The 13,952-nt window shown below is 56.6% G+C and carries 11 protein-coding genes; 8 read left to right on the forward strand and 3 right to left on the reverse strand.

Annotated elements, in window-relative coordinates; genetic code table 11:
- The coding region (locus LC354_RS22140; protein WP_223421634.1) for a transposase at window positions 1–410 on the reverse strand (410 nt) is incomplete at its 3' end.
- Here LC354_RS22140 and LC354_RS22145 point away from each other — a divergent pair.
- Together LC354_RS22145 and LC354_RS22150 are read left to right on the forward strand one after the other, a co-directional pair.
- Window positions 409–900: a GIY-YIG nuclease family protein gene (locus tag LC354_RS22145; RefSeq protein WP_223427971.1), complete on the forward strand. Its 492-nt coding sequence runs from the start codon at window positions 409–411 to the stop codon at window positions 898–900. The genes LC354_RS22140 and LC354_RS22145 overlap by 2 nt on opposite strands.
- Window positions 901–942: 42 nt before the next feature.
- Window positions 943–2,034, forward strand: coding sequence for an IS630 family transposase (locus LC354_RS22150; protein ID WP_223427972.1), 1,092 nt, complete (start codon window positions 943–945; stop codon window positions 2,032–2,034).
- Between the two features lie 352 nt (window positions 2,035–2,386).
- Here LC354_RS22150 and LC354_RS22155 read toward each other — a convergent pair whose 3' ends face one another.
- On the reverse strand, window positions 2,387–3,391 hold the full coding sequence (locus LC354_RS22155; protein ID WP_223427973.1) for a helix-turn-helix transcriptional regulator: 1,005 nt from the start codon (window positions 3,389–3,391) through the stop codon (window positions 2,387–2,389).
- A gap of 99 nt (window positions 3,392–3,490) precedes the next feature.
- Complete coding sequence (locus LC354_RS22160; protein WP_223427974.1) at window positions 3,491–5,449, reverse strand: AAA family ATPase; 1,959 nt, start codon at window positions 5,447–5,449, stop codon at window positions 3,491–3,493.
- Window positions 5,450–5,645: 196 nt separating this feature from the next.
- Between LC354_RS22160 and LC354_RS22165 the strand changes: the two genes are divergently transcribed.
- The 6 genes from LC354_RS22165 to tnpB all read left to right on the forward strand — a co-directional run bounded on the left by LC354_RS22165 (window position 5,646) and on the right by tnpB (window position 13,909).
- Window positions 5,646–7,022 (forward strand): exonuclease domain-containing protein, encoded by a 1,377-nt coding sequence (locus LC354_RS22165; RefSeq protein WP_223427975.1) that lies wholly within the window; start codon window positions 5,646–5,648, stop codon window positions 7,020–7,022.
- Between the two features lie 2 nt (window positions 7,023–7,024).
- Window positions 7,025–7,693 carry a HEPN domain-containing protein gene (locus tag LC354_RS22170; protein ID WP_223427976.1) on the forward strand — a complete coding sequence of 223 codons (669 nt, stop codon included), beginning with the start codon at window positions 7,025–7,027 and terminating at the stop codon, window positions 7,691–7,693.
- A 139-nt stretch (window positions 7,694–7,832) separates the two neighbouring features.
- Window positions 7,833–12,509, forward strand: a complete 4,677-nt coding sequence (locus LC354_RS22175; RefSeq protein WP_223427977.1) for a DUF3320 domain-containing protein — start codon at window positions 7,833–7,835, stop codon at window positions 12,507–12,509.
- A gap of 229 nt (window positions 12,510–12,738) precedes the next feature.
- Window positions 12,739–12,891 carry a hypothetical protein gene (locus tag LC354_RS22180; RefSeq protein ID WP_223427978.1) on the forward strand — a complete coding sequence of 51 codons (153 nt, stop codon included), beginning with the start codon at window positions 12,739–12,741 and terminating at the stop codon, window positions 12,889–12,891.
- Window positions 12,892–13,205: 314 nt separating this feature from the next.
- The gene (locus LC354_RS22190) at window positions 13,206–13,565 is read left to right on the forward strand and encodes a transposase (protein WP_223427983.1); all 360 of its coding nucleotides are present in this window, start codon (window positions 13,206–13,208) and stop codon (window positions 13,563–13,565) included.
- Window positions 13,562–13,909 (forward strand): IS66 family insertion sequence element accessory protein TnpB, encoded by a 348-nt coding sequence (gene tnpB / locus LC354_RS22195; RefSeq protein WP_223427990.1) that lies wholly within the window; start codon window positions 13,562–13,564, stop codon window positions 13,907–13,909. Before LC354_RS22190 ends, tnpB begins: the two co-directional genes overlap by 4 nt.
- Window positions 13,910–13,952 lie beyond the last annotated feature (43 nt).

Raw genomic sequence — 13,952 nt, forward strand, 5'->3', positions numbered from 1 at the left:
TCAGACAGAGCCGCCCGGTTCTCTGCGGTCGCCAGTCCCTCGGTCTCGAACCGGCCCATCTGCGACGTGGATGCGGCATGCGCATCGACGGCACGGCCACCGACAACCTGGCGCATCACGGGATCGAGCGCGAGACGGTCGGCGTCATTGACGTCCCCGTATCCTGCCAACCGGCCGTAGACCGATTGCCGAAACAGCCCGTCGAGCCGGTGGATCGTGTTCTTGCCACGGCGATTATCGCACAGGGCAGCAGACGCCAGATTGGACAGACCGAGCGCGTCATCAAGCTCGCGCATCACCAGAAGGCCGCCATCCGAACTGAGCTGAGCGCCCCGGAATTCCAGCCGCACGCGAGGGTCAAAATCCACACGATCTGCCCGCTGCAAGCCCGCACCCTCTGGGTGATCCATGAAACACATCCTCCGCAGCAACCAACGCCATGATATATATAGAAAATATCACGTTCAAGACAGCGAAATCAGAGATCTACTTGGGGAATGCGGGCTACTATTTCACGTTGGCAAAGTGACCAAAGACCTTAATTCTTATGGATCGATTGGATATGAACACGTAGAGCTAAAGGAATACAAAAAATATTGTGGTCGGTTAGTTGTAAGGTATAAAAATCAATCGCAAAATCTGATCCGCAATGCTTCATCTGTCATGTCCGATTGCGAAGTGATGCAAATTCTTACGGATACATTCCATAACGACGAATTTCCCGGCTATGAGTCTGTAAAATTATCGTGGAAACAGCTTAGCCGAGTAATTAATAAAGAGGCATGGATTACTGCCCTTCAAAATCAAAAAGGGGTTTATTTAATTACGGACACCTCAAATGGAAAGATGTATGTTGGCTCAGCTTATGGTGATGAAATGATCCTAGTGTTCGCCGTCTGACATAAGATTCCCATTTGCGGCTCGATGTGCGATATTGGGCGTATGAGACGTGATGACATCTGCCTTTACCTTGGCCCCGCTGATCGCTTGGAGCTTCAATCCCTGATCACAAACCGGAACACCCCACGTAAGCTCGTCTGGCGTGCCAAGATTGTGCTGGCGACGGCAGGCGGTCATGGCACTGTTGCAATCATGCGCTGGACTGGGATGTCAAAGCCGACGGTGTGGCGATGGCAGGAGCGGTATCTTGATGAAGGCGTGGCAGGTCTCAAGCGCGACAAGACACGACCCTCGCGCGTGCCGCCGTTGCCTCTGGAAACAAGGCTGAAAGTGATTGCCAAGACTGTACAGGAAACCCCGCCCAACGCCACGCACTGGAGCCGCACGCTGATGGCCGAGGCCATGGGCATTTCGCCCTCGAGCGTTGGTCGGATATGGGCTGAGGCAGGGCTGAAGCCGCATCTCACGAAGGGGTTCAAGGTCTCGAACGATCCCATGTTCGAAGAGAAGGTCACCGACATCGTCGGGCTGTATCTAGACCCGCCAGATCGCGCCGTCGTGCTGTGTGTGGATGAGAAGTCACAAATCCAGGCGCTTGACCGGACCCAACCCGGCTTGCCGCTCAAGAAGGGCCGCGCGGCTACGATGACCCATGATTATAAGCGCCACGGCACGACCACATTGTTTGCCGCGCTGGATGTGAAGTCCGGCAAGGTCATCGGAGACTGCATGCCGCGGCATCGTGCTAAGGAGTTCCTGCAGTTCCTGCGCCAAATCGACAAGGCCGTGCCCGCGCGGCGAGATGTTCATCTGGTTCTCGACAATTACGCTACCCACAAGACGCCCGACGTAAAGGCTTGGCTGGCAAAGCACCCGCGCTTCAAGCTGCACTTCACGCCCACCAGCGCCTCATGGCTAAACCTTGTGGAGCGTTTCTTTGCCGAGATCACCTCAAGACGTATCCGACGCGGCAGTTACTCCAGCGTCGATGATCTCGAGGCCACGATCTTCGAATATCTGGCGCACCACAACGAGAAGCCCAAACCCTTCAAATGGACCAAAACCGCCGAAGATATCCTCACCCGCGAACGCCGAGCACTCAACGCACTCGATAAAATCAGGGGAAACAGATAAGAAGCGTCAGACTCAGAACACTAGGTCGCTGGAAATCATACATACGCAACGGTCATGGCAGCAATAAAGGATTGAAAAATTTACCGATAGATCACATTCAGGAGCATTTTGAATATTCTATTCTGGATATATTTAAGGCTACAACCGATGATAACCATATAATTAACAGAGAATCTTGGTGGAAAAATATATTGAAAACAAGACTTTTTGGGTACAATGAAAATTAGGGTTAGGCGCTCAGCTCCGGCACGACTGTTGTCGAGTTTGTGGCGCTTGACGTGCCGGATATCGTTTCGTGCGACGATCGTCTTGCATTTCGCACAAGACGGGAATAAATTACACAATTAGTTTTTTATTTGTAGTGGTAGATTTTCAAAGCCTTTTCAACATCGACTAAACAGCTTTTAAGTGTATCGCGAAGTATTTTGGGCGCAATTATATCAACCTGATCTCCCCACCGAAACAAATGCCAGCACATCTCCTTTAACCCGCCCGCGCGAAATCGCACAGTCAGGCTGCCATCGGGCTCGTCGGTCATTTCCTGGCTCGGATGGAACAGGTATAACCGTGCATCTGGCGCGGCCTCCGGCGTAAACCGCCAGACCACGTCATAAGGTTCTTCTTGCCAGACTCCGAAAGACCGCTGCATCCAAGCTGGAAGATCAAAATCGTCAGGGCGTTCAAAGCCCTCATTGGATAATTCGATCCGCTCAAAGCCTGCCAGAGCGAACAAACGAACATCTTTGGCCCAGTCGCTGTAAGCGACCAGATACTGTCGCCCTTCACCGAGCAGCATCGCTATAGGACCGAGCCGAGCGTTGCGGCTCAAGAGACTCGATGCGCGAGCACGATGATCTACCTTGATCCAGACCCCTGCCAGTATGGCTTGGCGCAGGTCGTTTAGTGTTTCCTCAGGGATACGTTCTCGCGGACCAGGGCGCAGGGCAACGCCATCCGCTTCAAGGAGCGCTGCAATATCAGGCTCAAGCTGGGTGCGCTTGGGGCCTGGCAAACGGGCTCGCAAACGGTCTGACAGTGTGTCGAGGTTATCTGCCGTTGCGGTATCGCCGCTTTGACGCGCCAGTTCAGCCCCCCGATGCAGCGTGGCAATGTCCTCGACGGTTGGATCTGCGAGCCGCCCAGTTGTACCGGGTGGAAGGCGCCAACGTTTGCGCCCACCTGGCTCGCTGATCTCTTCAATTTGTGGAAACGCGTCTCTAAGCGCATCGCGCATCCGTTCGGCTGTTCTGCGCGAAACCTCATAGGTTTCCCCGATATCATCGAGTGACAGGCCATCCGCCCTGCCCTGCATCTGCAGCGCCAGCCGGACCAGGTCTGTCAGTCGGCCATACCGCATTGGAAAACCTCCATTTCAGGCAGTCTTGCGCAAACCATTCAGGGCTTCAAGCGGACTTCCGCTGTGAAAAGCCGTTTTGTCGTGTTGGTTCCCACCCTATTAACTCACTGCTCGGAATCCGATTGGATGGCTTGCGTTTGGTTTGAAGGTTTGTTCCCGGGTCAGCTCCGTCACGATAGCCGCGGGCTCTGTTATGCCGAGCAAAGTGCACCGTTTGGCCACAACCGCAAAATCTCCGGGCGTTAACTGATCAAGCATATGGAGGCCCGCAGGAGAATCGGCATGGAAGAAACGCCGAAAACAGGCATGGCGCTGCTTGAGGTTCAGCGGCAGAAAACCGACCCGCAGGCTGAAGCGTCGTGCTGTCGCAGGGTCAAGCTGATCAACAAGATTTGTGGTGCAAGCAAAGGGTAGAGGGTGGTTCTCCATCCAGGTGAGCATTTCATTCACTTGCGAGATTTCCCAGCGATGAGAGGCGCCATTGCGGGAGCCAAGCAGTGAGTCCGCTTCGTCGAATACAAGAAAGGCACTGGTGTCACGCGCTTCTGCAAAGGCATCTGCAATGTTGCGTTCGCTTCCCCCGACATAGCGATCGAGCAGATCAGAGGCACGTCGCTCCAGGACAGGCATGTGAAGACATTCTGCAAGATAGCGTGCGAACGCGCTCTTGCCGGTGCCCGGCGGTCCACTGAGGCAAAGTCCACCGGTATCAGCTGGACCGCAAGTGACGAACCGCTGTGTGATCAGGCTCAGATCATGGTCTGCATTCGCCAGTTCCGGATCAAAATGCACAGCGCTTTGCGAGATCAAGGGAGTATGGCCACCACGTACAGCCCGAGAAATGGCGGTTGCTGCCAGTCTCACGTCATCTGTTCCACCACGAGCGATGCGCACCGCGCGAAGGGCGCTATTGGCCAGTGCGGGCGCATCTTCCATGCTGTGTGCCAACTCCAAACACAGGTCTTGGGGCAGTGGTACCTGGTGTTGTTTTGCGAGTTTTTGCCATACCCGGGCCCGAATAGCGACCGGGGGTGTGCGCAACTCCAGCGTAAAGCTGATCCGACGCAGAAACGCTGGATCGCAGTCACTGATGTTGTTTGTCGTCCAGAGGGTCGGCACAGGGTTGCCCTCAATTAAGCGGTTGGTATGAACCTTTGAACCCGATCGACGCAACGAGAATCCGAAGAGCCCATTGTCGAGCCCAGGGAACAGGTCTTCCATCTCGTCAAACAGTATGATGCTGTTGCCTTGATCGGCGAGAAGCCGTTGACCGAGACGCAGTTGCTGTAAACGCTCAAATCGCGTCGGCTCGTCGCCATCATCGTCGGCTTCACCAACCGCGTGGAGACTTGCGCCGAGCCTTTCGGCGAGCACTTTGCAAAACTCGGTTTTTCCCGTCCCCGGAGCGCCGTGCAGCAGAATGTTCACGCCCTTTTCCTGCCGATGCGTCGCCCCCTGCAGCAACCGGAATGCGAAGTCCCGGCTCGATCCCAAATGGTCAAAGTCTTCCCAAGTGACCGATGCGGGTTCAGTGGTGTCAAAGAGCGCACCCAGAATGTCCTCAAGCCCATGGGAAGGCGGCTCAAGTGCCACCAGCAAGCGATCGGAAGGTAAAAGCCCCAGCCCAATGAACGGCGGTCTTTCAAATTGCAGCAGACCAGAAACCATCAGTCGTCCTGAGGCGGACAAAGCTTTTCGCACCTGCGCTGGTGAGAGGCCAGTCAGATGAACAACAGCGTCTTCGACTGGAATCCGGGCCTCATCTGTTAGTGCGCTGCACAGAGATTTGACCGGTCCGCTTCGAGCAGCGCGAATTGCCAGGGCGAAGATTTCCTCTTCATTCTTTCTGAGTCCCATATGCGCAGCCAGCGCGGATATGTTTCGGGCAAGAGCATCTGGTCGGACACGCGGTGCCCGCGCAAACTGATGCGCAAGACGTTCACGCAGATCCTCCCAGACCTCGGCAGGCACACCCTTGCGTTTGAAGCGGTCGAAGTCGCTATCCCAAGAGAACCCCAAATCTTGATCCTCAATCCAGTTTGAAAGCTCCAGCGCCATAACGCTGCGTGCCGTGAAGCGCGTGGCAAGCCTGTGAGCCAGGTCAATCAAATATCTCTGTTCGTATCTGTTCGTCATGCAACCTCCATATTGACGAACCAGATATAATATCGCGATACGTCATATGTGGACGCGCCAGTTTTGGCAGGATAGTATCTCTGCGTGACGCCCGCTCTCTGGGAGCTTAAGATGGCTTATGAATTTCGCATTTTACGATCTCGAAACTACGGGAATATCGCCCGCTTTCGATCATCCTATTCAATTCGCAGCGATCCGCACGGACGCGGAATTCAAAGAGATCGAGCGGGTGAATTTGCGCTGCCGCTTAGCACCGCATATCATCCCATCTCCGCAGGCATTGGCCGTGACGGGGTTGCGTCCTGCGCAGCTGCTTGACCCGGCTTTACTCAATTATTTTGAGTTCACACAGTCCCTGGCGGAGCTGGTCAAACGCTGGTCACCTGCGATCTGGACTGGGTTCAACAGCATCCGTTTCGACGAAGAGATGCTTCGACAGGCATTTTATCAAAACCTGCAGCCAGACATCTTCGTAACGCAGTTCAACGGCAATACACGCTTTGACATCATGACCGCTGTTTACGCTGTCTGGTGTCGTCGCACTGATCTATTTGAATGGCCCGTCGATGAAGCTGGCAAGGTCCGCTTCAATTTGGATCGCCTGGCACCGCTCAATGACTTCGAGGGCCACAACGCTCATGACGCACTCGGAGACGTCGAGGCCACGATCTTTATTGCGCGCAAGATCGCCGATCAGGATCCTGATCTCTGGGCGGAGCTTCTGTCTAACAGGAACAAGACGCATGTTCAGTCCTTGCTGGAAAGTTTTGAGCCGCTTGAACTGGTAGGTCGCTTTGGTGGAGGTCCGCCGCAAGCCACAGTGGGGTGTTTATGCGGGTATTCGAGCAGCAATCCCAATCAAGCTTTCTTCTTCGATCTCGATGCAGCTGACCCATCAAAGCTGATCACCGCTGGCGAAGAGAGACTCGCGGTACAGCTGGAAGCAACGCCACGGATCATTCGGTCGGTTTCAATCAACAAGTCCCCTGCCCTATTGACAGCGCATGCCGCAACTGAGGAACAGAGCCGCCGTGCCCGCTTAATTGCAGACGCCCCTGAGTTTCGCGAACGTTTGGCTCGGGTTATGGCAACACGGTACCGTCAGGTTTCAGACAAGGCCCTTCTTCCAGTTGAAAAACGCATATTCAGCGGTTTTTACAATTGGTCTGACAAAGCACTTTTGAAGGAGTTTCAGGACGCCGATTGGCGGCACCGGCAGGAAATTGTTAGTTCCTTTGAGGATGCTCGCCTGCGTCAATTGGGTCACCGATTGATTGCATTCTACGCCAATGGCCTTTTGTCTGAAGGTGAGCGCCGCAAATACGAAACCTGGCTGCAAGAACGTTGGGATGCGCCAGATCAACCCGAGACGGAATGGATGACCCTCGACAAGGCAAGCAAAGCTATCGAGGAAATGAGAGTAGAAGCCAGCCATGATGGCGCAATGCTGGACGATATTGAGCGTTTGTTGGCAGATCGGATGGGAGCACGATAGACATGGCTGAAATCTCTTCAGAATTCGACTACCTACAAGACAAGCACCGGCAGCTTCGCGAGCAGAACCCGTCAGAACTCAATCTGCGCACTCATCGGTCGATTAGCTGGCTGAGTCGTGCAGCAGCACTGGACGATGACGATCCGGATGGCGCGTTCATCTTCTCCTGGATTGCGTTCAATGCGGCTTATGCGAAGGGCATGGGTGAGGACCCTGGCTCGTTTGCTAGAGCTGATTTTCAAAATTTTTTTGATGCACTGGTTCGTTGCGACCTAAAGGATCGTATAGCGCATGAAATCTGGTATCAGTTCGAAGGGGTCGTGAAGGACTTACTGGACAACAAATACATCTTCGGGCCGTTCTGGAAATTCCACAATGGCGCAACCGAATTTGAAAACTGGGAACTCCGCTTCGAGAACGCAAAGAAGGCAGCCCAATATGCGATTGAGGGCCATGAAACCGCAAAACTCCTAAGCATTTTGTTCGACCGGCTGTATGTCTTGCGCAACCAGCTTGTTCATGGTGGCGCCACCTGGAACAGCCAAGTCAATCGCAAACAAGTCCGAGATGGCGCTGAGTTGCTGTTAAGCCTGATGCCGGTGTTCGTCGACACAATGATGTCGAACCCAGAAGAAAATTGGGGCGCACCGTACTATCCGGTTGTGGATTGATCTCAGCTTCGAGACCTAACCGATATGCCGACATTAGACCGGAACACTCTTATCAGGCAAAAAGCAAGCGACAGGACCAAGGTATTGAATAGATGATTCCTCAAGTGTTTAAACGCAATGTATCGAAAGAGGCTGAAGTATGAACGTAAACTCACAGCCAGGCAAATTACCCGGACTTCTTGATGACGCTCGCCGCCGGCTTGTGGAAACGGGAACGCGGAACCGATTGGTTCATGTTAACCGATCAGCGAAGCGGGCCAATGCGCTCGATATCGTCGAGGAGCGGAGCGCGGACATCTACGATCTGCTGAAGGTCCAAGGCAAGCGGATGCGCTTTCTGGCGCGCGACGAAGAGGAGCCGGAAGAAGAGGCCGAAATCGATGGTCTGCTTCTGGCTGTTCAGGATGAAGACGACGCAGACCGCGAGGCCCGGTACCAAGACCTCTTTCTGGAGACCCGGCTAGGCCAAGAGGCATTGCAGCGCCGCCTGTTGCGGCTCTTCACCGATGCGCGGACCTCGGAAGAAGAGCAAGGCGTCAACATCCTTTATCTTGCGATGGGCTTTTTGCGCTGGTTCGAAAGCGACAGTTCGCAAACCTTGCGTGAATCACCACTGATCCTGCTCCCGGTTGAACTTGTTCGAGATGACCGCCGCGCAACCTTCAACTTACTCGCACGGGACACAGAAATCGTGACCAACCTGCCGCTTCAGGAACGGCTGCGGGCAGATTTCGGGCTCGAGTTGCCGGAAATTTCTGAGGATGAGCCCTTTGCGCCTGAAGCTTATTTCGACGAAGTCGCCGAGCGCATCGAAAATCGTACCCGGTGGGCCATTGATCGCGATGGTATGCAGCTTGGCTTCTTCTCGTTTTCAAAACTCTTGATGATGCGCGACCTCGAGCCCGCGCTATGGCCGGAGGGGGCTTTTGAAGAACACCCTGTCCTTTGTGGTCTGTTGGACGGTGGGTTCGAGCGGTCCGATCCTTTGTTTGGCCCTGGCGAGAGACTCGACCCGCGGTTGGCCCCCAATGATCTTATACACGTGGTTCCAGCGGATGCGTCCCAGACGCGGGTGATCGAGGAGGTGCGGGCAGGACGCAATCTGGTCGTCCAGGGCCCACCTGGAACTGGCAAATCGCAGACGATTGCCAACATCATCGCGGGTGCCGCCCATGATGGCAAAACCGTTTTGTTCGTCGCTGAGAAAATGGCCGCGCTATCGGTCGTGCATGACCGTCTCAAGAAAGTCGGTCTCGGCGACCTTTGCCTGGAAATCCATTCTCGCGCTGCGAACAAGAAGGCCCTTCTCGAGGAACTCGCGCGCACCCTAAGTGCAGGTAGAGCAGCGCCGGAAATGCCAGAGACGCCAGATGCCCTGCGAGATACCCGCGACAAGCTCAATAGCGTGAATGCTCTGCTGCATGAGCCTGTCCCGCATCACGCGTTCACCCCATTCCGAGCGATGGCAGAGATCGCTCGGTTCGTGGGTAAAGAGCTGCCACCGCCCCGCTTGCCGCGCGATGGCTTGGCCGCGATCGACGAGGCAACACGGCGCAGATTATCTGACACCGTCGGCGCTTATGCTGATCTGCTTACAACAGCTGGCTTGCGCTCGAAGCATCCGTTTGCCGGTGTTGGCACAACGAGCCTGCAGCCGACTGATCTGCAGCGGCTTGACCCAGAGCTTCGACGCGCTTTGGACGCGGTAAAGGCCCTGGAAACGGCGGCCTCGAGGTTAGCAGAGGCTTCCGGGCGACCTGCGCCACTGTCTCTTTCGGATTGCATTGAGTTGCGCGATCTGCTGCGCGCCGCATCTAGTCGGCCAGCGGACGCCAGGGATGCCACGGCCGCTCTCGTGGCGCGCGCGGATGATCCTCGACTTCAAGAAGCTCTTGGGGCCGGGCGAGCTTGGGCTGAGGCGCGCGCAGCCGCTTCTTCCCAATTCGCGGATTCCGCGTTCGACATAGCCGCAGATGCTCTACGCACGCGAATGGTGCCGGGGGTTGGGTCATTCTGGGCTCGCTTGTTCGGAACGTATCGCAGCGCGAGCAGCGAACTTGCGACTGTTTTGAATGTACCGCTGCCCAGATCACCGTCCGACAGGCTTACTCTGGTAGACACGTTGGCCGGTGTTCAGCAGCGACGGCGCGACCTCGACGACGAGGAAGAATGGCTCAAAACCGTTCTTGGGCCAGCTTGGCGAGGCGAGCGCACGCCCTTCGCAGCCATTTTGTCTCAGGCAGAGTGGCTACGACACATAGCTGACATGGAAAAATTAACCGATGCAGATAGCATTGAACAGCTTTGCACAGCGGCAGAGCGTGAAACCGAGCTCAGTGAGGCCATAAGTGCCGCAGATGAGGTTCTGGCACCGCTGGTTGAGCGCCTGTCGATCCAGTGGCCCGAGGGTGAGGGTATTTCCCTCGAAGTGCTCGCCCAGAGGCTTCAGACGATGTGCGCTGGGCTCGATCGCTTCGGCGAATGGGCGCGCCTCTCTCACTTAGCGGGAGAGCTGGAGAGCAACGGGCTAGCGCCCTTGGTCGTGATGCTGGATGCTGGTGACCTGGCATCGGAAAACGCCTTGGATGAGTTCCTTTACTCGACCGCCGAGGCACGCTGGGAAGCGGCCCGTGCGGCTCTGCCCGGGCTGAATGATCTTGCCTATCTTGATCGACATGAATTGGTGGCAGCGTTTCAGGCTCTGGAGGAAACCCGGCTGGCGGAAACCCGACGGCTCGTACGCGCAAAGCATCTCGCGCAGCTCCCCACAGGTGCTGCGGGTCAAATGGGCTTTCTGCGTGGAGAGATGGCGAAAAAGCGTCGACATCGACCGATCCGCCAAATCATGAAAGCGGCCGGGAAGATGGTGCAGCGGATTAAGCCGGTGCTGCTCATGAGCCCGATCTCCATCGCGCAATACCTGCCCCCCGGGGCTGCGGAATTCGATCTGCTCGTCATCGACGAGGCGAGCCAGGTACGTCCAGAAGAAGCGCTGGGCGCCATCGCGCGCTGCCGCCAGATCGTCGTGGTTGGTGACCAGAAACAGCTTCCGCCTACCAGCTTCTTCGATCGTATTTCTGGGTCTGAGGATGTAGACTTTGACAAGGACACTGAAGAAGAAGTACGCGCGGCGACCGCAACAGAAATGGAGAGTGTACTGACGCTTTGTGAAGCGCGCGGGCTGAATCCCGCGATGCTCGAGTGGCATTATCGCTCGCGCGATCCGTCGCTGATCATGGTGAACAATGCTGAATTCTATGATCATCGTCTGATCTTGCCGCCATCGCCGGTTCAGAACGATCCGGAATACGGCCTCGCGTTCGAGCGCGTACCGGGCGTCTATACAAGTCGGTCGCGTGGCACGGGGCGGCCTGGGACAAACCGGATCGAGGCCGAAGCAGTCGCCAAGGCGGTCGCAGAGCACGCGCGCACTCGTCCCGATCTCTCACTGGGGGTGGTCGCCTTCTCGAAAGCACAGTCCGACATGCTGACGGAGGTGCTTGAGATTTCGCGACGCCAGGATGAAGTCCTTGATGAATTCTTGCGAGAGGGTCGGTCAGAGGATGTGTTCGTCAAGAACATCGAAAACGTGCAGGGCGACGAGCGCGACGTGATTCTGATTTCGGTTGGCTATGGCCCAGCCGAACCGAATGGACGCCTAGCTTCTATGTCTTTCGGCCCAGTCAATGGGGAAGGAGGCGAGCGTCGCTTGAACGTCCTGTTCTCACGTGCTCGAACTCGCTGCGTTGTCTTCTGTTCGTTTGACCCGAACGACATCGACACGAGCCGAACCAGCCGCGATGGGCCACGTGTGCTCAAGCGGTTTCTGGAGTTTGCCCGTAGCGGGCAGATAGCTCAGCCACAGGTCACAGGAGAGCTGCCTGACAGCCCACTCGAGTCTGATGTTGCGGATGTCATTGAGCGCCTCGGCTATCCCTGTGACCATCAAGTTGGGGCTGCAGGTTTCCGGATTGATCTTGGGGTTCGGCACCCAGAGCAGTCAGGCCGTTATATCCTCGCGGTCGAATGCGACGGCGCCACCTATCACTCGGCGCTCTGGGCGCGAGAACGCGATAGGCTCCGTCAAGAAGTTCTGGAGGGTCTAGGGTGGCGCTTCCATCGGATCTGGAGCACAGATTGGTTCCACCGTCGCGCCTCAGAGGTCGAGCGTCTCAAGGCTGCCCTTGAAGCCGCGGCCATCGCTGAGGGACCGGCATTCTCCGGCGCAAACACAGGTGGCCGACGCACGCCTGTTCCGGAAACCGCAGCAGAGCCATCGGCCGAGCCCGTTGTCTTGCCTCCGCCGCCCGAGCTCAGCGCCCCCGCTTACGTCTCTACGAATTTCTCAGTGAACATGACCGTCGAACCCCATGAGGCGCCGATGAATGTGTTGGTCGACCTGGTGACCAGGATTGTGACTGCGGAAGGTCCAATTCATCGAGATTTGATTGCGCGTCGAGTATCTTCTGCGTTTGGGAAAGCAAGGACTGGGGGACGCATTCAGAGCGCATCGGATCAGGCACTCGGCCGTGCAGCGCGGGCGGCTGACATCTTCATGAATGGTGATTTTGCAATGACTGATGCCCAGCGCGACGATTGCCCAGTGCGCGATCGGTCGGGAGAAGGTGCGCCGACAAAGGCCGATTTACTTCCGCCCCTCGAGATCCGAGCTGCCGCGGGGCGTGTAATTGCAGAAAGTGGGGAGATGCCGCGGGAAGACCTGATCGTCGCCACCGCTCGCATCCTTGGTTTCGCCAAGACTGGCAAAGAGCTGCGTGATCGAATTGATCGAGCAATTCCTCAGGAGCATGTTTGAGGTCAAAAGAAAACCTACGAGTGGCAGAAAGGAGGCCAGTTTTTGTGAATGCTCTCGTTGTGTTGCGCTATTTGGACAATCACCATCTCCGTCAGATGCCAGACGGCAGGCATCATGATCCCCATGTTGAACGCGAACCCATTGGCGCATGACATCGAGCAGAACGGACCCCGGGGTCATCTGCGCGGACACCTCTGCGGGGATGCGCAACACCAGGAGGGTGTCTCCCATGCGGATCAGGGCGCCGCCTGCGCTGGACAGGGTGGCGATGGGCTTTGTGGCCGAGAGCCTGGCTCGGATTGACGCCAAACGGCAGCGCATCTGGAGTATCCGTCCGGTCCCGCAGCGGTTGCCGTCGTATTCGACAGTGCGGATGCCCTGATAGCGCGCGGCCATCAGGGCGTCCCGCCAGGCGGTGAACTGGGCGAGGTCGGTCATGCTCACGCCCCAGCGTTCATGAACCAGCCGCGATGGTCGATGAAGCCCGCCCCAAAATCCAGAATCACCCGGATCTCGACGCCGTCCACGTCCCAGCCCTACCGGCTCTCGACCTGCGGGCCTTCCGCGCCCGAGAGAAAGGCGAACTCCAGACCGTCGATCGTAAGCACCAAGGGAACCCCCTCTTATATGGCATGATCTGATCTGGGAGTATTGCGCGAGGCTGGCGTTGGTTGCTGGCGCAATTTGATGGGTTTTATGATGAGCAAAGAGCAGCGGGTGCGCGGTTCCAAGTATGCGGCTGGGTTCAAGCGTCAACTGGTTGGGGAAAGCAGGGCCGCTGGTACGACGGTTCCGATGGTCTCGGCGCGTCACGGCGTACCGGCAAGTCGGATTTATTCCTGGCGGAGCGATCCCCGTTTTCAACCAAGTGCGCCCGAGACGACTGCGTTTACCCCTGTTGAGATTTTTGCGGGGGATGCACCTGAACTACCCAAGGACGCCATCCTGAGCTCTGCGCGCATAGAGATCACGCTTGAGAATGGCCGCAAGCTGAGCGTGAGCGACGGGGCTGATGCTGGCTTTGTTCTGGAACTGGCGCGAGGACTTGCAGCATGATCCCCGTGCTGGCGGATGCAAAGATCTGGCTTGCGGCAGGTGTCACGGATATGCGGCGCGGCTTCAACGGGCTTGCGGCTCAGACCGAGCAGGTTCTGACGGGTGATCCTTACTCGGGTCATCTGTTTTTGTTCCGTGGACGGCGTGGCGATCAGATCAAAGTCATATGGTGGGATGGTCAAGGGGCATGCCTCTTCACCAAACGCCTTGAGCGCGGGCGGTTCGTGTGGCCCGCAGCACACGAGGGTAAGATCAGCCTGAGCCGCGCACAGCTTGCGATGCTGATGGAAGGCATAGACTGGCGGATGCCGCAAAAGACCTGGCGTCCCTCCATGGTGGGATAGGCTTATATTTTGCTTTGGTTTTTGCCTTTGGGGGATTCCCATG

This window comes from Tateyamaria pelophila, from assembly GCF_019966495.1.
Lineage (GTDB): Bacteria > Pseudomonadota > Alphaproteobacteria > Rhodobacterales > Rhodobacteraceae > Tateyamaria > Tateyamaria pelophila.